At 38.5% G+C, this 19,767-nt stretch carries 18 protein-coding genes; 14 read left to right on the plus strand and 4 right to left on the minus strand.

The genetic code is table 11. The features are described from left to right. Positions 1–293 precede the first annotated feature (293 nt). A complete protein-coding gene (locus HMPREF2634_RS06425) occupies positions 294–854 on the minus strand; it encodes a methyltransferase family protein (RefSeq protein WP_003023538.1) in 561 nt (186 codons plus the stop codon). A 955-nt stretch (positions 855–1,809) separates the two neighbouring features. Between HMPREF2634_RS06425 and HMPREF2634_RS06430 the strand changes: the two genes are divergently transcribed. From HMPREF2634_RS06430 to HMPREF2634_RS06460, 7 genes are all read left to right on the plus strand, one after another. Continuing rightward, the gene (locus tag HMPREF2634_RS06430) at positions 1,810–2,658 is read left to right on the plus strand and encodes an SAM hydrolase/SAM-dependent halogenase family protein (RefSeq protein WP_021001990.1); all 849 of its coding nucleotides are present in this window, start codon (positions 1,810–1,812) and stop codon (positions 2,656–2,658) included. A 15-nt stretch (positions 2,659–2,673) separates the two neighbouring features. Beyond that, positions 2,674–3,222, plus strand: coding sequence for an ECF-type riboflavin transporter substrate-binding protein (locus HMPREF2634_RS06435; RefSeq protein WP_324253126.1), 549 nt, complete (start codon positions 2,674–2,676; stop codon positions 3,220–3,222). Positions 3,223–3,974: 752 nt separating this feature from the next. Next, positions 3,975–4,736 (plus strand): nucleoside phosphorylase, encoded by a 762-nt coding sequence (locus HMPREF2634_RS06440; RefSeq protein WP_021001988.1) that lies wholly within the window; start codon positions 3,975–3,977, stop codon positions 4,734–4,736. Between the two features lie 10 nt (positions 4,737–4,746). After that, positions 4,747–6,426, plus strand: a complete 1,680-nt coding sequence (locus HMPREF2634_RS06445; protein ID WP_041784031.1) for an ABC transporter ATP-binding protein — start codon at positions 4,747–4,749, stop codon at positions 6,424–6,426. After that, the gene (locus HMPREF2634_RS06450; protein ID WP_003023551.1) at positions 6,419–7,255 is read left to right on the plus strand and encodes an energy-coupling factor transporter transmembrane component T family protein; all 837 of its coding nucleotides are present in this window, start codon (positions 6,419–6,421) and stop codon (positions 7,253–7,255) included. Before HMPREF2634_RS06445 ends, HMPREF2634_RS06450 begins: the two co-directional genes overlap by 8 nt. A 32-nt stretch (positions 7,256–7,287) precedes the next feature. Further along, positions 7,288–8,040: an SDR family oxidoreductase gene (locus HMPREF2634_RS06455; protein WP_003023553.1), complete on the plus strand. Its 753-nt coding sequence runs from the start codon at positions 7,288–7,290 to the stop codon at positions 8,038–8,040. Between the two features lie 21 nt (positions 8,041–8,061). Continuing rightward, positions 8,062–8,889: a glycosyltransferase family 8 protein gene (locus HMPREF2634_RS06460; RefSeq protein WP_003023556.1), complete on the plus strand. Its 828-nt coding sequence runs from the start codon at positions 8,062–8,064 to the stop codon at positions 8,887–8,889. Positions 8,890–8,927: 38 nt separating this feature from the next. Here HMPREF2634_RS06460 and rsmG read toward each other — a convergent pair whose 3' ends face one another. Beyond that, positions 8,928–9,641: a 16S rRNA (guanine(527)-N(7))-methyltransferase RsmG gene (gene rsmG / locus HMPREF2634_RS06465; protein WP_003023559.1), complete on the minus strand. Its 714-nt coding sequence runs from the start codon at positions 9,639–9,641 to the stop codon at positions 8,928–8,930. Positions 9,642–9,788: 147 nt separating this feature from the next. On the opposite strand from rsmG, the gene HMPREF2634_RS06470 reads away from it, so the two are divergent. Both HMPREF2634_RS06470 and htpX read left to right on the plus strand, forming a co-directional pair. Then, a complete protein-coding gene (locus HMPREF2634_RS06470; RefSeq protein ID WP_003023563.1) occupies positions 9,789–10,349 on the plus strand; it encodes a LemA family protein in 561 nt (186 codons plus the stop codon). A gap of 1 nt (position 10,350) precedes the next feature. Beyond that, on the plus strand, positions 10,351–11,247 hold the full coding sequence (gene htpX, locus HMPREF2634_RS06475; protein WP_021001986.1) for a zinc metalloprotease HtpX: 897 nt from the start codon (positions 10,351–10,353) through the stop codon (positions 11,245–11,247). A 96-nt stretch (positions 11,248–11,343) separates the two neighbouring features. Here htpX and HMPREF2634_RS06480 read toward each other — a convergent pair whose 3' ends face one another. Together HMPREF2634_RS06480 and HMPREF2634_RS06485 are read right to left on the minus strand one after the other, a co-directional pair. Beyond that, on the minus strand, positions 11,344–12,573 hold the full coding sequence (locus HMPREF2634_RS06480) for an MFS transporter (RefSeq protein WP_003023570.1): 1,230 nt from the start codon (positions 12,571–12,573) through the stop codon (positions 11,344–11,346). 312 nt (positions 12,574–12,885) lie between these two features. Beyond that, positions 12,886–13,566: an Rgg/GadR/MutR family transcriptional regulator gene (locus HMPREF2634_RS06485; RefSeq protein ID WP_373878980.1), complete on the minus strand. Its 681-nt coding sequence runs from the start codon at positions 13,564–13,566 to the stop codon at positions 12,886–12,888. Between the two features lie 164 nt (positions 13,567–13,730). Here HMPREF2634_RS06485 and HMPREF2634_RS06490 point away from each other — a divergent pair, with 164 nt between their 5' ends. The 5 genes from HMPREF2634_RS06490 (at position 13,731) to HMPREF2634_RS06510 (ending at position 19,763) form a co-directional block, all read left to right on the plus strand. Then, a complete protein-coding gene (locus tag HMPREF2634_RS06490; RefSeq protein ID WP_021001984.1) occupies positions 13,731–14,267 on the plus strand; it encodes a DUF177 domain-containing protein in 537 nt (178 codons plus the stop codon). 50 nt (positions 14,268–14,317) lie between these two features. Beyond that, on the plus strand, positions 14,318–14,941 hold the full coding sequence (locus HMPREF2634_RS06495; protein ID WP_003023578.1) for a DNA alkylation repair protein: 624 nt from the start codon (positions 14,318–14,320) through the stop codon (positions 14,939–14,941). A 298-nt stretch (positions 14,942–15,239) separates the two neighbouring features. After that, positions 15,240–16,664, plus strand: a complete 1,425-nt coding sequence (gene gndA / locus HMPREF2634_RS06500; protein WP_021001983.1) for an NADP-dependent phosphogluconate dehydrogenase — start codon at positions 15,240–15,242, stop codon at positions 16,662–16,664. 8 nt (positions 16,665–16,672) lie between these two features. Next, positions 16,673–17,362 carry a response regulator transcription factor gene (locus HMPREF2634_RS06505; protein WP_021001982.1) on the plus strand — a complete coding sequence of 230 codons (690 nt, stop codon included), beginning with the start codon at positions 16,673–16,675 and terminating at the stop codon, positions 17,360–17,362. A 211-nt stretch (positions 17,363–17,573) separates the two neighbouring features. Further along, positions 17,574–19,763, plus strand: coding sequence for a PTS transporter subunit IIBC (locus tag HMPREF2634_RS06510; protein ID WP_070836413.1), 2,190 nt, complete (start codon positions 17,574–17,576; stop codon positions 19,761–19,763). Positions 19,764–19,767 lie beyond the last annotated feature (4 nt).

Raw genomic sequence — 19,767 nt, forward strand, 5'->3', positions numbered from 1 at the left:
AATTATTTGTCCAACTTTTGGGGGTCAGTACAGTCTTCGTTCTCTTTTTTCATATATCCAAAACAGTGAAGGTTTTATATCCCCTCTAAAGGGATTGTTATTTCTAGTGAAAGTTGGAAGATGGATTAAATCTGTCTTAAATTGGAATTCATTGCTCTTCCAATGAAGAACTTAGTCGTGTTTTTCTATTAAAATCATATACAAAAAGCTCTATAGTATCTCCGAAGTAGGGTTACCTTACTAGAGAGAGATATTATGGAGCCTTTCTTTGTTTTAAAAGTCTGAATTATTATTTACCAAATAAATGGGAAAAGACGATATCTAACCTTTTGGCAGTAGTCCTTATAGTCTTCTCCAAAATGCTGATTGAGAACCCTTTCTTCTGTTCGAATACGGATAGCGTAGGCAATGCTCAAAATAATAAGAGTAATGAGAATACTTAAGATATTTAATGTTACAAAAGATAAGCCTAAAATGGAAAGAATGCTTCCAGTATAAGCAGGGTTGCGAACGAGACTATAGGGTCCACTGCTAATTAATTTTTGAGTATCAGTGGTCTGAACATTTAGTGTAAATGCTTTGCCAAGATAATGAATAGCATATAATCTAAAAATAATACCGAAAATCATCAGAAAAATACCTAGGTAAATCCCCCATTCAGGAAGTAGGTAAGGTTTAATAGGATTATTCAGCATGGCTATGGATAACACAACACTGGTAATAATAATGTATCTTGTCCCCTGATCCTTAGAATGATTTGAGGTGTTTTTGCTGGTCTTGTTTTTAATAAAAAGTTCTGTTAACCCCCATAGAACGAGTAAACAATAAATGATGGTGCTTTGATAGTGAAACATTATAAACCTCTTTTCGTTATTTCAGCTCTAACCAAGAGTCCTATAAAAGACATCAATCTCATATTTAGTTAGAAGTGATTTTCTGAGAAATGAACTGATATATATCATCTTGAGGTGGCTAAAAGAACTTTCACAGAAAATAAAAATGGCCACTCAATTGGTTGTTAGACAATTCTAGGTTTACCTCCGTAGTGTCAGCTAAAATAATTAGTTCATTTGTGGGTGATATTCAAGTGAGAAGAATGTAGACGATTTTTAAATGACTCATTTACATTATACCGCCAAACCTCATTACTTGCAATATCCACTTGCATAATAGTTGGATTCCAAATGAGATGACAATTATCGAAAGGTTACAATGTTAACGTAGTACATTTTAGCCAAAACTATTATTTTTCAATGGTAATGCTATGACAACAAGAATTTCTGAAAATAAGTCTTTCTTTACCGTAGTGCCAAGTATTTGTTGCCATTTTTGAAACGAATTCATTAGTATATCAATAAAAAGTATAAATTTAGTCTGTTGCTGTTATGATAGTTTTCTGTTTATTTACCAATTAGAAATTTAAAAACCTATCATTTCAGAGGAGTATTGATATTCCCTACAATCTTTAATGAAAATGTGGCCTATAATTGAGGTGGATTTGAGGTATTCGGGGACAACAGTTAAAGTATCAATTGCAAATGCTCTTGCGGCACAATATGTATGTAGGTGAGACAGCAATCATTGGAATACATGCCCATAAAACAGAACGTTGAATCTAATTCTACTTGCATTGAACGACTTTTAGATAGAGCAGGTAGTGGGTATTGGAGCAAATCAAGCTTGCTTACAATCTCAGAAGCTGTAAGTGGTGTCAAGGGAGATATAGATAGATTTTTTGATGTGGTCAAAAATAGATATGGATAAGAAATTTAATTTATGTTATGATATAAGTGTAATAAAGGAGAGAAAATGCAGAATAACTTACTGGTATTACAGTCAGATTTTGGTTTGGTAGATGGGGCTGTATCGGCAATGGTCGGTGTGGCCTTAGAGGAATCCCCAACGTTAAAAATACATCATTTGACTCATGATATTACGCCTTATAATATTTTTGAGGGAAGCTATCGTTTGTTTCAAACGGTGAATTATTGGCCAGAAGGGACAACGTTTGTCTCCGTTGTGGATCCAGGCGTTGGTTCGAAGCGGAAAAGCGTGGTTGCCAAAACTGTACAAAATCAGTATATTGTCACGCCAAATAACGGGACACTTTCTTTTATCAAGAAACATGTGGGAATTCTAGCGATTCGTGAGATTTCGGAGGTGGAAAATCGCCGAAAAAATACGGAGCATTCTTATACGTTTCATGGTCGTGATGTTTATGCTTATACTGGTGCGAAGTTAGCAAGCGGACACATTACTTTTGAAGAAGTGGGCCCAGAATTAAGTATAGATGAAATTGTAGAAATTCCTGTTGTGGAAACGACAATTGGGAATGATTTTGTTAGTGGGGCTATTGATATTTTAGATGTTCGTTTTGGTTCGCTATGGACGTCTATTACACGTGAGGAATTTTATACTCTTAGTCCTGAATTTGGTAATCGGTTTGAGGTCACGATTTATAATAACGATATGCTGGTCTATCAGAACCAGGTGACTTATGGGAAATCTTTTGCGGATGTACGGATTGGTCAGCCGATTTTGTATATCAATTCTCTTTATCGTGTTGGTCTGGCGATCAATCAGGGGTCTTTTGCGAAGGCCTATAATGTAGGAGTCGGAGCGCAATGGAGTATTGAAATCAAGCGGATTGAAAAATAAATAATAAAGGAGATTATTATGAAAAATAATTCAATAAGAAGTGTTGTCGCAACGGGGATTGGAGCAGCCCTCTTCGTCGTTATCGGAATGATTAGTATTCCAACTCCTGTGCCAAATACCAGCATTCAATTGCAGTATGCTTTGCAGGCCTTGTTTAGTGTGATTTTTGGTCCGGTTGTTGGATTTTTAACGGGCTTCATCGGGCATGCCCTAAAAGACTCTTTGCAATATGGAAATCCTTGGTGGTCATGGGTCATTGCCAGCGGTTTGTTTGGTTTGATTATTGGGCTGTTTCGGAAAAGACTCCGTGTTACGCAAGGTATTTTTGAAGCAAAAGATATTGTATCGTTCAATGTAATTCAACTGTTGGCCAATGCTGTGGTGTGGATTGTCATTGCGCCGCTAGGTGATATTTTGATTTACAATGAGCCTGCAAACAAGGTGTTTGTACAGGGCGTTGTTGCAACGATTTCTAATGGTTTGACGGTTGCTATTGCAGGAACAGTGCTTTTGCTAGCTTATGCCCGCACGCAAACCAAATCAGGAAGTTTGAAAAAAGATTAGTGACATGAAGCGGGAGTGAGACGGAGTGAAGGTTTGAAAATGTTTCTTCTTACTCTCACCACTGCGTCTTATAATTCTGATGACTATATAAACAAAGGAGCTGAGCATTTTTGCCTCAGTTTCTTGCTTTATAATGGCAAAATGCCCTATGATGGAGCTTTTCATTTGCTTTTTAGACTTAAGAAAGCACCTAATGAGAAAAATATTGTCTAGGCATGCTGTCCAAGTTCAGACGAAGCAAACTAGTTTTAGTTCATGTCATCCGAGGGGCAGACGGAGCAAATTGGTTTTAGTTCATGTCATCCGAGGTTCGGACGGAGCAAACTGATTTTGATTCATGTTATCCGAGGCTCGGACAGAGCAAACTGATTTTGATTCATGTTATCCGAGGTTCGGACAGAGTAAACTAGTTTTGGTTCATGTCATCCGAGGCTCGGACGGAGCAAACTGATTTTGGTTCATGTCGTTCGAGGCTCAGACAGAAGAAACGAGTTCTTGTTTGTCCCGTCGACTGGGTCGATAGTCTCAACTGGTTTAAGTTTGTTTCGTCGACCGGGTCGACTATTTTAACCATTGCCGCACTTTCTCAGTAACCGTGTAGGGTCGGCAAGAAGCTGAACGCTTCTTGTTTGGTCAGATTTTTTCACGTTCAAGGTTTAATTTTGCGACAGTGTTCGCGGACTTCAAAATTGATTTTCATCTTATTTTCTTTTGTGCTACAATAGAATGAGTAAGTACAAGAGGAGAAGTGGATGATTTTAGAGGAATTTGATGAAAATCGTCAGGCGATTATCAATCCAGAAGATTTGGTGGAGGCGCTACCGAATTTTCCAGAAACAGTGGTGTCTTGCTTTGCCCGTGAGACCTTTAAGCGCATGCTGGCTGATTTTCAGCATGAGCTATTGACCTCCACTTCCATGGCAAATATTGAAATTCCCATTTACAAGGTTATTATAAAAGGTAAGGCAATCGCCGTGTTCAATTCACCGGTCGGGGCGGCTGCCTGTATCGCTATTTTGGAAGATTTGATTGTCTTTGGAATGAAGAAGCTGGTTCTTTTTGGAACATGTGGCGTTTTAGATGAAACGATTAGGGAAACGTCTATCATTGTTCCTCATGCGGCTATTCGTGATGAAGGGACCAGTTATCATTACCTGCCGGCTTCTGATGAGATAGAAGTAAATGTCGGTTTGCGGGATTTTTTACGGTCATTTTTAGCTGCTAAAGGAATTTCTCATACAGTTGGAAAAGTTTGGACGACAGACGGCATTTATCGGGAAACGGCTGCGAAACTCCATAAGCGAAAAGAAATGGGTGCTGTTTGTGTAGACATGGAATGTTCAGCAGTTGCAGCTTTGGCAGCTTTTCGTGAGATTTCCGTTTGCCATTTCTTTTATGCGGCGGATCACTTGTCAGAAGAAGCCTGGGATATGCGCAATTTAGCCAATCATGCAGACCTAGATGAAAAAGACAAAGTGGCTAACTTGGCAATGCAAATTGCCCTTGCTTTATAGAGAACATGCTATGAAAAAACCAATTATTCAATTTGAAAACTTTAGTTTTCAGTATCAAGCGCAGACAGAACCAACCTTGAAAAATGTTGATTTGACGATTTATGAGGGCGAGAAGGTCTTGATAGTCGGCCCTTCTGGTTCGGGAAAGTCCACTCTTGGACAATGCTTAAATGGCATTATTCCAACTATTTATCATGGAGAAATGACTGGGAATCTGTGGATTCAAGGTAAGTCTGCGTTTGGCAGCAGCATTTATGACTTGTCCAATCTTGTCAGTACCGTCTTGCAAGACACAGACGGTCAATTTATCGGGCTGAGTGTCGCGGAAGATTTGGCTTTTGCTTTGGAAAATGACATGGTTAATTTGCCAACGATGAGAGAAAAGGTTCATTTGTGGGCAGAGAAATTGGATTTGTTATCGCTGTTACACCAACGTCCTCAAGACTTATCTGGTGGGCAGAAGCAGCGGGTCAGTTTGGCTGGGGTGCTGATTGATGAAAGTCCGATTTTGCTCTTTGATGAGCCTTTGGCAAATTTAGATCCGAAGTCGGGACAGGATACGATTGAGCTGATTGATCAGATCCATGCGGAAGCAGGAACGACAACGATTGTTATCGAGCACCGTCTGGAAGATGTACTGTATCGGTCTATTGATCGGATCGTCCTCATCAATGACGGACAAATTCTCTTTAACGGCAGTCCTGATGACCTGCTACATACGCAGTTATTAGCCGAAAATGGGATTCGAGAGCCGCTTTATCTGACCACCTTGCGTCAGCTTGGTTTTCAGCTAGAAAATTCTGCACAGTTGGCAAATTTAGCTCAGATAGATGTCTCCGCTGTTCAGTTTTTGGGTGAAAAAGTTTCTATTCAAAAATCACAGGCACAGGATGATTTGCTGGAGTTGAAAAATGTCCAGTTTGCCTACGGTGAGAAAAAGGTTTTACAAGATATTGATTTTACAATCTCTAAAGGCGAAAAAATTGCCATTGTCGGGAAAAACGGTGCTGGAAAATCCACGTTAGCCAAAGCGCTTTGCCAGTTTATCGCAACAGAAGGAAGCTATACTTGGCAGGGAAGAGACATCAAAGGCGACTCCATTAAAGAGCGGGCAGAACGGATTGGTTACGTTTTGCAAAACCCAAATCAGATGATTTCTACGACCATGATTTTTGATGAGGTTGCTTTAGGCTTGAAGTTGCGTGGGATTGCAGAAGAAGAAATAAAAAAGCGAGTCTTAACTGTACTAAAAACTTGTGGTCTATATGAATTTCGACATTGGCCTATTTCTGCTTTGTCCTTTGGGCAAAAAAAGCGTGTGACCATTGCTTCCATTTTAGTGTTAAATCCAGAGATTATTCTTTTAGATGAGCCAACAGCTGGGCAAGACCAACATAATTATACAGAAATCATGAATTTTTTGGACGAGTTGAATCAAAAAGGCCACACTATTGTGATGATTACACACGATATGCAATTAATGCTGGATTATTCTGAACGTGCGGTTGTGATGTTAGACGGAAAGATCTTGGCAGACAAAACACCGGCCGAAGTTTTGACAGATAAGACTTTGATTCATGCAGCGAACCTCAAGGAAACGTCTATCTTTTACTTGGCTGAGAAATTAAACGTTGATCCACTCGCTTTAACAGAATTTTATATGCAAGAAAGGGAGGAAAGTCATGCTTAATCAGCAAAAACTTATTGGTTACCATGCGGGAACGACCTTTTTGCATCGCCTATCCGGAGCGAGTAAGTTACTGTTTTTCATTTTGGTATCAACTGCAGCGATGATTAGTTACGATACTCGCTTGCTGTTGGTCATTGCGATTGGCTCACTCTTTCTTTTTAGAGTTTCGAACATTCATTTTAAAGATGTATCGTTTGTTTTGGCTTTTGCAGGTATTTTTGCCGCTTTGAATCTTATCATGGTTTATCTGTTTGCTCCTCAATACGGAGTGGAGATTTATGGCCAACAGACGGTCTGGTTCAGCGGATTAGGCAGTTATACCGTAACTGCGCAGGAAATCTTTTATTTGTTTAATCTGTTCTTGAAATATCTCTGTACCATTCCTTTGGCGGTTATTTTTCTGATGACCACTCATCCCAGTCAGTTTGCATCCAGTATGAATCAAATCGGAATTCCTTATAAAATTGCCTATTCTGTCAGTTTGACGCTGCGCTATATTCCTGACCTGCAGGAGGAATTTTACCTGATCAGAATGTCGCAAGAAGCGCGTGGCTTGGAATTGTCCAAAAAAGCAAAATTAAGCCAGCGCATCAAGGGGAACCTGCAAATCATTATTCCATTGATTTTTAGCTCGCTGGAGCGGATTGATACGATTGCGACAGCCATGGAATTGCGCCGTTTTGGTAAAAATAAGAAGCGGACTTGGTACACTTATCAGGCTTTTCAGAGATTGGATATTGAAGTGATTTTGCTGGCTATTTTATTTTTACTACTCAGTTTTTTACTCTTTTTTGTTAATCACGGTCGCTTTTACAATCCTTGGCTATAAACGAAAATTGAAATGTACATAGGAGGAAGAAAATGATTGCATTGGTAACAGGAGCTTCAGCTGGTTTTGGTGAAGCTATTTGTCGTCGCTTGGTGACAGAAGGTCACCGAGTGATTGGAGCAGCGAGAAGATTGGAAAAGTTGACACAACTTCAAGAGGAGTTGGGTTTTGAAAATTTTTATCCGCTTCAAATGGATGTGTCGGATACAAAAAGTGTGGATCAGGCTTTAGAAAGTTTGCCGGAGGATTGGAGAACGATTGATATTTTGGTCAATAATGCAGGTCTGGCATTGGGCTTAGACAAGGCTTATGAGGCAGATATGCAAGATTGGCTGACGATGATTCAGACCAATATTGTTGGTTTGGTTTATCTAACACGTCAGATCCTACCGCAAATGGTAGAGCGAGATAGTGGATTGATTATCAATCTAGGTTCGACTGCTGGAACGGTTCCTTATCCAGGTGCCAACGTCTACGGAGCTAGTAAAGCATTCGTGAAGCAATTTTCTTTGAATTTACGTGCTGATTTGGCAGGGCACCATATTCGTGTTACTAACATTGAACCCGGTCTTTGTGAGGGAACAGAATTTTCAACTGTTCGATTTAAAGGGGACGATCAACGAGCTGGAAAATTGTATGAGGGAGCTCATGCTATTCAGCCAGTTGATATTGCCAATACTGTTGCTTGGATTGTTGGACAGCCTCCTCATGTTAATATTAACCGGATTGAAATCATGCCTGTTTCACAAACGTTTGGAGCGCAGCCTGTTTTTCGAGAAGAATAGATGAGATAGAATGGGGAGCAGATGCCGAAAATAAATCTTTTATTTTCAATTGATGATCGCTATGTCGAGCAATTTAAAACAACCTTGTATTCCGTTTACCTAAATTCACCGTCAGCTTTGCTGCATTTGTTTGTTTTGCAAAAAAAATTGTTAAAAAGGAATGTGGAGATTGAGGAATTTTGTGAGGCACTAGGGATTATCTATGAACCAGTCGTGATTGGGGAAAAAGCATTTGAGGACGCCCCCAGCACTGATCGGTATCCAGAAACAATTTACTATCGTTTGTTGGCACATGAATACCTTCCTAAAGACTTAGACAGAATTCTTTACCTAGACGCAGATATTTTATGTCTGAATGATATTTGTCCTCTTTATGAAATGGAGTTAGGAGCTTCTTTATATGCTGCAGCCAGTCATGGTTCAGATACCAACATGACAGATTTAGTCAATAAGTTGCGCTTGCAGAATTTTGAGGCGGAAAGTTACTATAATTCAGGAGTTTTACTTATGAATCTGACAGCGATTCGGAAAGAAGTGAAGCGTGAAGCTATTTTAGATTACATTGCGCAAAATAGTTTTAAACTCTTTTTACCGGATCAAGATGTGCTGAATGCTTTGTATGGACATTTGACAATTCAGATTCCAGATGAATTGTATAACTACGATGCACGCTACAATGTGCTGTATTATGCTCGGAGTAAAGGTGAGTGGGACTTGGATTGGGTGATTGAGAATACCGTTTTTCTTCACTTTTGCGGTCGAGATAAGCCTTGGCTGAAAGAATACCACGGACGCTATGCTGCACTTTATAAGCATTACCAATATCGGAGCCAAAAAGTTGGCAGATAAAAACGAAACCAACCGATTAAAATGGTTTGCTTTTCTTTTTATAACGGCCGTTTATTAGGAATTCCTGCTTTGCGTGGGTATTTATTGGGAGTTTCTTTTTTCTTGCCAACAACCGTGATATACCGCGGGTCGCCATTGGGGAGTTGGTAATGAATGTTTTTTTCGACTTTGCTGAAAAGAAGGCTAAGCGCGGTTTTTGCTTCTGTTAATTCCTCAGGAGCATTGCTAGCTTTGAGCGCTAAAAGACGCCCGCCAACTTTAAGAAAGGGAATGGTCAGCTCGGCTAAGACCTGCATACGAGCAACAGCGCGTGCAGTGACAATATCAAACTGGGCGCGGAAGTCTTTATCTTGAGCAAAATCTTCTGCCCGACCATGATAAAAATGAACGTTTTCCAAACCTAACTCGTCAGCCAAGTGATTTAAAAACAGAATACGCTTGTTTAGAGAATCAATAATCGTTACATCTAGTGCTGGATAGAGGATTTTCATAGGGAGACTCGGAAAACCTGCCCCTGCTCCAATATCCAATAGTTTGATGTTTTTATTTTCAATCAGTCCTTGTAAAATGGGAGCGCTTGAATCATAGAAATGCTTGAGATAGACTTCCTTTTTGTCAGTAATAGCTGTCAGATTGATTTTTTCATTCCATTCAACGAGCAGTTCAAAATAGTGTTCAAATTGCTGCTTTTGTCGGTCTGTGAGTTCAATCTGCTGCTGTTTTAAGAGTTCATAAAATTCTTCGGGTGTCATCCATTTGTCCTTATTTGTATTTCTTATTTCTATTATACCAGATAATCAGAAGAGAATCTTTAAAGTTTCTCTTTTGAAGAAGTCTAAATTTTTATTCTTTTCATTTTTCTGGTATAATGTCTATAATAAATTTAAAGGAGAATGCCTATGTGGATAATTATTTTAGCTATTGTTGTGGTACTTGTATTGTTTGTGATTGCCAGTTACAATGGTCTTGTCAAAAGTCGTATGCAAACCAAGGAAGCGTGGAGTCAGATTGATGTTCAGTTAAAACGTCGAAATGATTTGTTGCCAAATTTGATTGAAACGGTCAAAGGGTATGCTAAATATGAAGCATCAACGCTTGAAAAGGTAACAGAGCTTCGTCGTCAAGTGGCAGCTGCTACAACGCCAGCAGAAGCTATGAAAGCAAGTGATGCCTTGACGCGTCAAATTTCTGGCATTTTTGCAGTTGCAGAAAATTACCCAGAATTGAAAGCAAGTACGAACTTTGTAAAATTGCAAGAAGAACTGACTAACACTGAAAATAAAATTTCGTATTCTCGTCAACTTTATAATAGTGTAACAAGCAATTACAATGTGAAGCTGGAAACATTTCCAAGTAATATTATTGCTGGAATGTTCAGCTTTAAGCCGGCAGATTTCTTAGCTGTCCCAGAAGAAGAAAAATCTGTACCAAAAGTTGATTTTAGCGGTCTAGGTGACTAATATGCTCTTTGATCAAATTGCTAGTAATAAAAGACGAACGTGGGTTCTCTTGATTGCTTTTTTTGCTCTGTTAGCGATTATTGGAGCAGCAGTCGGCTATTTATGGCTAGATTCAACTCTCGGTGGTGTGATAATTGCCTTTATCATTGGTGTAATTTATGCTTTTAGCATGATTTTCCAGTCTACTGAGGTTGTCATGTCTATGAACGGTGCTCGACAAGTCACTGAGGCTGAAGCTCCTGACCTTTATCATGTGGTAGAGGATATGGCAATGGTAGCACAAGTTCCGATGCCACGGGTGTATATTGTAGAGGATTCATCGCCCAATGCTTTTGCGACTGGTTCAAAGCCTGAAAATGCAGCAGTTGCTGCAACGACAGGATTGCTAAATCTAATGAATCGTGAAGAGCTGGAAGCGGTTATTGGACATGAAGTGAGCCATATCCGTAATTATGATATTCGGATTTCAACAATTGCGGTAGCACTTGTTAGTGCAGTGACCATGCTATCTAGCCTAGCTGGACGAATGATGTGGTTTGGCGGTGGTAGTCGCAGACGTGATAGCCGAGATAATGATAATGGTTTGGGAATTCTGATACTGATTTTGTCGCTCGTTGCGATTATCTTGGCTCCTTTAGCAGCTACTTTGGTTCAGTTGGCGATTTCTCGTCAACGTGAATTTTTGGCAGACGCTTCCAGTGTGGAATTAACACGCAATCCACAGGGGATGATTAATGCTCTCTTGAAATTAGAAAATAGCGAGCCGATGCACCATAAAGTAGACGACGCTAGTGCAGCTCTCTATATCAATGATCCGAAAAAAGAAGGTGGACTTCAAAAGCTATTTTACACTCATCCGCCGATTTCAGAGCGAGTGGAGCGCTTAAGAAAAATGTAAAAAGGTTGAGATAGACTATTATGATTGTGCCGCAATCATGACTGTCTGTCCCAATCTTTTTTGTATTTCACCATATAAATTTTAGTTATGATAGCTTTATCTATTTTGTTTTTGGAATGAGAGTAAGAGAGACAGCACGCCACAGATTGTAAACACAATCCAAGCGACTTTCATATTCCAAATAGCGAGACTGGTAAACATCATGGTACCAAATGGGACAGAAAAACTAAATAGCAAACTCAGAAAGTTAGAAGTCTGTGCTAAGATATCTGATGGAAGTTTGCTAAGAAGCATGCTGTTGATTTTGGGATTGACTTTTCCAGAAAGATACATGATAAAGAAAACAGCAAAAATAGTAAGGAAAACGGGTAGCTGGAGAAGATTTATGAAGCCAATTAGAGCAATGGATAAAGTAGCCCAAAAAGCAATTTTATTGACGGAAAGTTTGCTAAAATAATCATTGGGAGTCAGGCTGGCAGAGATAACTCCTAAAATAATCGTTGTTTCAAAAATGAGAAGAGATTGACTGAAAGGAAGTCCAAATAAAGAATGATCCAATAAATAAAGATTGTAAATGGCCATAATAGAGCCGCCGAGTGCATTGAGTATTAGTATCTGAAAGAGTAAAGTCAAAAAATGGCTGTCTCCGTTTTGTTCAAAAATTAGTTTGGAGCTGTGATACATTTCTAGGAATTGTTGTTTGAGAGGAAGAGGATTTTCATTTTCTTTGACTGGGTCATGGGTGAGTTTATGACGAACAAAATAAAGAGTAGTGGAAGAAAGTAGGAAAGCTAAGGCATTGATGAAGGCGACCAACGCAAATTGTTGGTTGCTGATAGCAAGAAGCCAAATTCCTAATGCTTGTCCGGCAAGATTGCAGAGATAAGCAATTAGTTGCATAAAGGAGAAAGCTGGCATCATCTCTTCCTCTGCTAGATTCTTTTTCAAAATAGGCATTTGCAGACCACTACGATAATCACTCATCATATCTGATACGATATTTAGCAAACAAACGACAGAAAAAGCTAGATAAGAAGTTGAGCGAGTTAGAAATGCTACAAAGACAAATAACATGGCTTGGAGATAGCCCATGTGAATGAGCCAACGAGCTTTATGGGTTGTTTGATCAGCTTTCATTCCCACAAAAATAGTGAAAAACACTGGAACGAGAACGATAAAATTAGCGATTCCAACAGCAAATTTAGGATTTGGTAAACTGGATGCAAAGACTACAAAAACAATATTATAAATGGAAGAGCCCAAAATATTGAATATGCGTGACAGACTAATAAAAGCAAATACTTTATTTCTCAAAATAAGTTTCATGATAACCTCCTATGTGTGTTGCATTGATTATAACAAGCAAAAAAGTAAATTCAATAGCCTTTTCGCAAGTGGGAATAAAGTCTAAGTAAGTGAACGATATGGAAAAGTAACTTGCAAGTAAACTTTATGTATTTTAGTATAAATGAAAAAATGCAACGTCAGCAAAACGTTGCACATATTCAACAAAAGTTAATTTTCTTTGAGGAGCTTTTCAATTCCATTTTGATAGTATTCAGCACTAGTCTGGCAATCTAATAGTTGCAAGATATGGACAGCTTGCTTCATTTGTTTCAATCCGTTTTCTTTATTTCCTTAAAGGAATAGGAGTTCTCCTTGAGCAAATTTAAAAACGATTCGTAGATAGGCTTCATTTTCCTTATAAAAATGAGCTTTAATCCAGTTTTCGAAGAAAGTAGCTTCTGCAAAGTGTCTTGATTCAATAGCTAGAAAGAAGCCATTTATAAAAATGGTATGAATAGTATAACGATTGCTCTCAAATAAGCCTAAAAAATCTTTTCTGTTGACCATTTCTTTTGTATATTGTGTATAAAGTTTTGAGAAGAGAATAGTCGTACAAAAGGCGAAAAGTTTAAGTTCATACAAACCCCAAATATCCACAGAAAAGAGATAATTATGAAGAAAGTTACTTTCCTCTGTGGAAGCTGTAACTCCATCTTTTAGGGCACAAAGAAAACCTTTGACAATAATAGCTCCAATCATATTTTCCTTTTTTCTGGATTTTTGATATAGAGCTTGTTTTTCTAAGTAAAAAGCTTCGATAAAATCTGGATTATCAGACTGTTCTTGAAGGGTGTCAATTAGTTGTTGTTCGGAATTTTTTTGATGTCCAGGAGCTGCTAGAGTAAATTCTTTAACATCTGTGTGGATGTTTTCAAGAGCTGTAAATAATTTTTGAGCAGAAAGTTCGCTCCGACCATTTTCAAAACGTGATAGCATAGACTTTGAAAATTCTCCTCCGGTTGCTTCTGTCAAGGAAATATGTCCTAGCATCTCGGAAAGATTTAAATATACAACCTAAATTATCCATCACAATCCTCCTTTTGATTGTTATTATAACAAAATAATGGTTTCTCTCCTATTTCTCATCTCAAAAATGGTATAATAAATCTAGAAATTTAAATACAAATGAGGAAATGATGTTACATATTCAAGAAATTCGTAAAAATCCAGATGGTCTTGCTTTTGAGCAAGGATTTGATTTGACACAAGAATTGCAAGTGCGCAATCCTGAAATTTTAAATGTCCAAGATATTTTTGCAAGTGGAAGAGTGCAATATGAGGACGGTCTTTACTTTTTAGATTATGATTTGTCTTATACCATTACACTGGCATCAAGTCGCAGCATGGAGCCGGTAGAGCAAAAAGAGAGCTACTTGGTAAATGAAGTTTTTGCTGATGCGCATAGTGGAAAAGTAGATCAGGATTTGATAGCGGATGACTTGGTGTTGCCGATTGAAAATGAAGAAATCGATTTAGCTGAAAGTGTGGCAGATAATATTTTATTGCATATCCCTCTTAAAGTGCTGACAGCCGAGGAGGAAGCGAGTGATAGCATGCCTTCAGGAAATGATTGGCAGGTCATGACCGAAGAAGAGTATCAGCAAAGTAAACAAGAGCAAAAAGAGAAGAACAGTCCTTTTGCTAGCCTGCAAGGTCTATTTGATGAGGAGTGAAAAATCTAATTTTTGTTTGCCATATTTTTTATTGGAAAAAGGAGCAGAATATGCAAAAATACATAAAAAGATTAGAGCATGATTTTTCTGAAATAAAAAATGGTTTTAAAGAATTTGAGAAAAGAGCGCAGTTAGATTTTGAAAGTTATGAAGAAAAAGAAGTGCATGCATTAGCTAAATTAGCTTATCAATCAGAGGTATATCAAGTTCGGATGTATGCTGTCTTTTTATTCGGATATTTGTCTGATGATAAGGCAGTTTTGCATTTTATGAAAGAAGAAGTGTCGAAAGATAAGAATTGGAGAGTTCAGGAAATTCTAGCAAAATCCTTTGATGAGTATTGCAAAAGAGTTGGATATGAGCAATCTCTAGATATAATTGATGAGTGGCTATATGCAGAACAGCCAAATACAAGAAGAGCAGTAACAGAAGGTTTACGAATATGGACTAGCAGACCTTATTTTAATGAGAATCCTCAGGAAGCGATAAAAAGATTGTCGAACTTAAGATTAGACTCTAGTGAATACGTAAGAAAGTCCGTAGGGAATGCTTTAAAAGATATTAGTAAAAAATTTCCAGAACTTGTAAAATCGGAACTCAAGACGTGGGGAACCAATAAAGCAGAGCGACAGGTTTATCAATTAGCTAGTAAATTCATTGGCACACATATATAAATATAAGGGCTTGTATTCTACAGACAACTTTTTCATATATAAAAGACTATTCTCCGTCACTCGTCCGTTATTAAAGTTTTTTGACATATATTCAGTATTCTTGCAAATTTTTGTCTAGATTAACTAAAGAGTGAATCTTCGTCTGACAAAACTATCTTTGCGGGAACAGGTTCTAAGAATTATTTTACTTATATGTTTTTCTATTTATGCTAGCAAATAGTTTCATGTAAAATAACAAATCCTTTATTTTCACGCATAAAAATGATAAAATAAAACAAACTAAAAAGAGGAGTACAAAATGACAAAAGCGAATTTTGGTGTTGTTGGTATGGCCGTCATGGGTCGTAACCTTGCCCTTAATATTGAATCTCGTGGCTATACAGTAGCAATTTACAACCGCTCAGCGAATAAAACAGAAGATGTGATTGCATCTCACCCTGAAAAAAACTTTGTTCCAAGTTATGATGTGGAAAGTTTTGTAAATTCTATTGAAAAACCACGTCGTATCATGCTCATGGTCAAAGCTGGGCCAGGAACTGATGCAACGATTCAGGCACTTTTACCTTTCCTTGATAAGGGAGATATCTTGATTGACGGTGGAAATACTTTCTATAAAGACACCATTCGTCGTTCAGAAGAATTGGCAAATTCAGGAATCAATTTCATCGGAACAGGTGTATCTGGTGGCGAAAAAGGTGCGCTTGAAGGACCGTCTATCATGCCTGGTGGGCAAAAAGAAGCTTATGAATTAGTAGCAGACGTGTTGGAAGAAATTTCAGCCAAAGCACCAGAAGACGGTGCGCCATGTGTGACTTACATCGGTCCAAACGGTGCAGGTCATTATGTAAAAATGGTTCACAATGGGATAGAATATGGTGATATGCAATTGATTGCGGAAAGCTATGATTTAATGCAACACTTGCTTGGATTTTCAGCAGCAGAAATGGCTGACATCTTTACAGAATGGAATAAAGGTGAGTTGGATAGCTATCTGATTGAAATCACTGCTGATATTTTGACTCGTAAAGATGATGAAGGTCAAGATGGACCAATCGTTGATTACATTTTGGATGCGGCTGGAAATAAAGGAACTGGTAAATGGACGAGTCAATCAGCTCTTGACTTTGGTGTACCGCTTCCGCTCATTACAGAGTCTGTCTTTGCACGCTATATTTCTGCTTATAAAGATGAACGTGTGGCTGCAAGCAAGGTTCTTCCAAAACCAGCTGCATTTAAATTTGAAGGAGACAAGGCTGAATTGATTGAAAAAATTCGTCAAGCCCTCTACTTCTCAAAAATTATGTCTTATGCACAAGGTTTCTCACAATTGCGTGTAGCATCTAAAGAGCAGGATTGGAATCTTCCGTTTGGTGAAATTGCTTCTATTTGGCGTGCTGGTTGTATCATTCGTGCTCGTTTCTTGCAAAAAATTACAGATGCATACGGACGTAATCCAGATCTTACAAACTTACTGCTTGACGAATATTTTATGGACGTCACTGCCAAATACCAACAAGCTGTTCGTGATGTAGTGGCGTTGGCTGTTCAAGCAGGTGTGCCGGTACCAACGTTCTCTAGTGCGATTGCTTACTTTGATAGCTATCGTGCAGAAAACTTGCCAGCCAATTTAATTCAAGCGCAACGCGATTACTTTGGTGCGCATACGTATGAACGCAAGGACAAAGAAGGAATTTACCACTATTCTTGGTATGATGAAAAATAGGATAGGCTATGGCGAAGCGGATTTTATTAGTTGAGAAAGAAAAAAAATTAGCGCAATTTATTGGCTTAGAATTACAAAAAGAAGGTTATCGAGTTGATCTTTTTGAAACAGGAAAAGATGCTTTGGCGTCTGCGAGAGCTAATCAATACGATTTATTCCTGTTGAATTTTATGCTTGACGATATGACAGGAACAGAATTTGCCGCACAATTAAGTGTGATAAAGCCTGCTTCGGTCATCATTGTATTGGATAATCGTGATAATATTCTTCAATATACTGAGGAAATCCAACGCTTTGCTGTTGCTTACATGGTAGAACCATTCATTGTGACGGACTTAGTTGAAAAAATTTCTGCCATTTTTCGTGGGCGTGATTTTATTGACCAGCATTGTAGTCAGATGAAAGTTCCAACATCTTATCGGAATCTTCGGATTGATGTGCAAAATCATACAGTTTATCGAGGTGAAGAAGTGATTGCTTTGACTCGAAGAGAGTATGATTTATTAGCAACATTGATGGGAAGTCATCAGGCTTTAAGCCGTGAACAGTTGTTAGAACGCGTGTGGAAATACGAAGGAGCTGTTGAAACAAATGTTGTCGATGTTTATATTCGCTATCTTCGTAGTAAAATTGATATAGTGGGGCAAAAAAGTTATATAAAAACCGTGCGTGGTGTTGGTTATGCTATGCAAGAATAACTCTGAGGTGCAGGAAATATCGTTTTTCTGCACTTTTCTAATGGGCGTATTTCCCTAGTCTATTACAATTTGCAAGCAAGAAATAGGAAAAATTTTTAAAATATTATATAAAAACGCTTTACAAAATAGAAATATATGATATAATTAAAGAGTCAAATAAATGCAAACGTTTGCGGAAAGCGCTTGCGGAAAATTTTATAAGGAGATATGAATGATGAAAGAGACATTCAAAAACATATTCAGTTTCGAATTTTGGCAAAAATTCGGAAAAGCTCTGATGGTCGTTATCGCAGTAATGCCCGCGGCTGGTTTGATGATCAGTATTGGTAAGTCAATTCCAATGATCAATCCAAACGTAGCTGCTCTTGTTACAACAGGCGGTATTCTTGAGCAAATTGGTTGGGGAGTTATCGGAAACCTTCACATTTTGTTTGCATTAGCTATTGGAGGTAGCTGGGCAAAGGAACGTGCTGGTGGTGCATTTGCGGCCGGACTTTCATTTATTTTAATTAACCGTATTACAGGGGTCTTTTTTGGAGTAACTTCAGACCTTCTTACAAAACAAGGAGCTACTGTAAAAACTGTCTTTGGTGGAACCATTAAGGTGGCTGATTATTTTGTAAGTGTACTTGAAGCTCCTGCCCTTAATATGGGGGTGTTTGTTGGTATCATTGCCGGTTTTGTTGGAGCAACTGCTTTCAACAAATATTATAATTACCGTAAATTACCAGATGCGCTTTCATTCTTTAATGGTAAACGGTTTGTGCCATTCGTTGTTATTTTGCGTTCTACAATTGTGGCTTTGATTCTTGCAGTATTTTGGCCAGTTGTTCAAACTGGAATCAACAATTTTGGTATTTGGATTGCTAACTCTCAAAAGACAGCTCCAATTCTCGCACCATTCTTGTTTGGTACTTTAGAACGTCTTCTTTTACCATTTGGACTTCACCATATGTTGACAATTCCAATCAACTATACTCAATTAGGTGGGACATATGAAGTGTTGACAGGGGCTGCTAAAGGAACGACTGTATTTGGTCAAGATCCATTATGGTTGGCTTGGGTAACAGACCTTGTTAATTTAAAAGGTTCACACGCTGACCAATATCAACATCTTCTAAATAGTATTACTCCAGCTCGTTTTAAAGTTGGGCAAATGATTGGTTCATTTGGTATTTTGATGGGGGTTGCCTTTGCAATTTATCGAAATGTAGATGATGATAAGAAACATAAATACAAAGGGATGATGATTGCAACAGGACTTGCAACTTTCTTAACAGGTGTTACAGAACCAATTGAATACATGTTTATGTTTGTTGCAACACCTCTTTATTTGGTGTATGCTGTTGTGCAAGGGTTAGCCTTTGCTATGGCAGATATTGTTCACTTGCGTATGCACTCATTTGGTTCAATCGAATTTCTGACTCGTACTCCACTAGCCATCAATGCTGGTTTGGGTATGGATATTATTAATTTTGTTTGGGTAACAGTGCTCTTTGCAGTTGGAATGTATTTTATTGCCAACTTCATGATTAAGAAATTTAACTACGCAACTCCAGGACGTAACGGAAACTATGAAACAGCTGATGGAGAAGATAGTTCTTCGTCTGCCGCAGCTGGTGGCAAAGTAGCAGAAGCATCTCAAGCTGTGAATATTATCAATCTTCTTGGTGGACGTGCAAACATTGTTGATGTTGACGCATGTATGACACGTCTTCGTGTAACTGTTAAAGATGCAGAAAAAGTTGGTACAGAAGAGCAATGGAAAGCCGAAGGAGCTATGGGCTTGGTGATGAAAGGTCAAGGTGTTCAAGCCATTTATGGTCCGAAAGCGGATGTTTTGAAATCTGACATTCAAGACTTACTTGACTCAGGCGAAGTGATTCCTGAAACTCTTCCGAGCCAAATGACAGCTTCACAAGCTGCCGAAGCGAGCTACAAAGGCGTGACAGAAGAAGTTGAGACAGTCGCAGACGGTGAAGTGATTGCGATTACAGATGTCAAAGATCCAGTCTTCTCTCAAAAAATGATGGGTGACGGATTTGCTGTTGAACCTGAAAATGGCAAGATCTACTCACCAGTAGCAGGTACGATTGCAAGCATTTTCCCTACAAAACATGCTCTTGGTCTCTTGACTGATAATGGTCTTGAAGTGCTTGTTCATATCGGACTTGATACGGTCAGTCTTGAAGGTAAACCATTTGAAGTGCATGTTGCAGAAGGGCAAAAAGTTACAGCAGGTGATCTTCTTGTGACAGCTGATTTAGAAGCTATCAAAGCAGCAGGTCGTGAAACTTCAACAGTTGTTGTCTTCACAAATGCACAAGCTATTAAATCTGTAACTGTTGAAACATTCGGCAAAGTAGCAGCGAAAACAGTTGTTGCTAAAGTAGAATTGTAAATAG

The organism is Streptococcus sp. HMSC034B03 (assembly GCF_001838575.1).
In the GTDB taxonomy this organism is placed as follows: domain Bacteria; phylum Bacillota; class Bacilli; order Lactobacillales; family Streptococcaceae; genus Streptococcus; species Streptococcus anginosus.

What these genes read in the sequence shown, in the direction of transcription:
- HMPREF2634_RS06490 (WP_021001984.1), top strand. Translation starts at nt 13,731, where the DNA reads ATGTTACATATTCAAGAAATTCGTAAAAATCCAGATGGTCTTGCTTTT.
- htpX (WP_021001986.1), top strand. Translation starts at nt 10,351, where the DNA reads ATGCTCTTTGATCAAATTGCTAGTAATAAAAGACGAACGTGGGTTCTC.
- rsmG (WP_003023559.1), bottom strand. Translation starts at nt 9,641, where the DNA reads ATGACACCCGAAGAATTTTATGAACTCTTAAAACAGCAGCAGATTGAA.
- HMPREF2634_RS06450 (WP_003023551.1), top strand. Translation starts at nt 6,419, where the DNA reads ATGCTTAATCAGCAAAAACTTATTGGTTACCATGCGGGAACGACCTTT.
- HMPREF2634_RS06495 (WP_003023578.1), top strand. Translation starts at nt 14,318, where the DNA reads ATGCAAAAATACATAAAAAGATTAGAGCATGATTTTTCTGAAATAAAA.
- HMPREF2634_RS06510 (WP_070836413.1), top strand. Translation starts at nt 17,574, where the DNA reads ATGATGAAAGAGACATTCAAAAACATATTCAGTTTCGAATTTTGGCAA.
- HMPREF2634_RS06505 (WP_021001982.1), top strand. Translation starts at nt 16,673, where the DNA reads ATGGCGAAGCGGATTTTATTAGTTGAGAAAGAAAAAAAATTAGCGCAA.
- HMPREF2634_RS06480 (WP_003023570.1), bottom strand. Translation starts at nt 12,573, where the DNA reads ATGAAACTTATTTTGAGAAATAAAGTATTTGCTTTTATTAGTCTGTCA.
- HMPREF2634_RS06455 (WP_003023553.1), top strand. Translation starts at nt 7,288, where the DNA reads ATGATTGCATTGGTAACAGGAGCTTCAGCTGGTTTTGGTGAAGCTATT.
- HMPREF2634_RS06430 (WP_021001990.1), top strand. Translation starts at nt 1,810, where the DNA reads ATGCAGAATAACTTACTGGTATTACAGTCAGATTTTGGTTTGGTAGAT.
- gndA (WP_021001983.1), top strand. Translation starts at nt 15,240, where the DNA reads ATGACAAAAGCGAATTTTGGTGTTGTTGGTATGGCCGTCATGGGTCGT.
- HMPREF2634_RS06445 (WP_041784031.1), top strand. Translation starts at nt 4,747, where the DNA reads ATGAAAAAACCAATTATTCAATTTGAAAACTTTAGTTTTCAGTATCAA.
- HMPREF2634_RS06470 (WP_003023563.1), top strand. Translation starts at nt 9,789, where the DNA reads ATGTGGATAATTATTTTAGCTATTGTTGTGGTACTTGTATTGTTTGTG.
- HMPREF2634_RS06425 (WP_003023538.1), bottom strand. Translation starts at nt 854, where the DNA reads ATGTTTCACTATCAAAGCACCATCATTTATTGTTTACTCGTTCTATGG.
- HMPREF2634_RS06460 (WP_003023556.1), top strand. Translation starts at nt 8,062, where the DNA reads ATGCCGAAAATAAATCTTTTATTTTCAATTGATGATCGCTATGTCGAG.
- HMPREF2634_RS06440 (WP_021001988.1), top strand. Translation starts at nt 3,975, where the DNA reads ATGATTTTAGAGGAATTTGATGAAAATCGTCAGGCGATTATCAATCCA.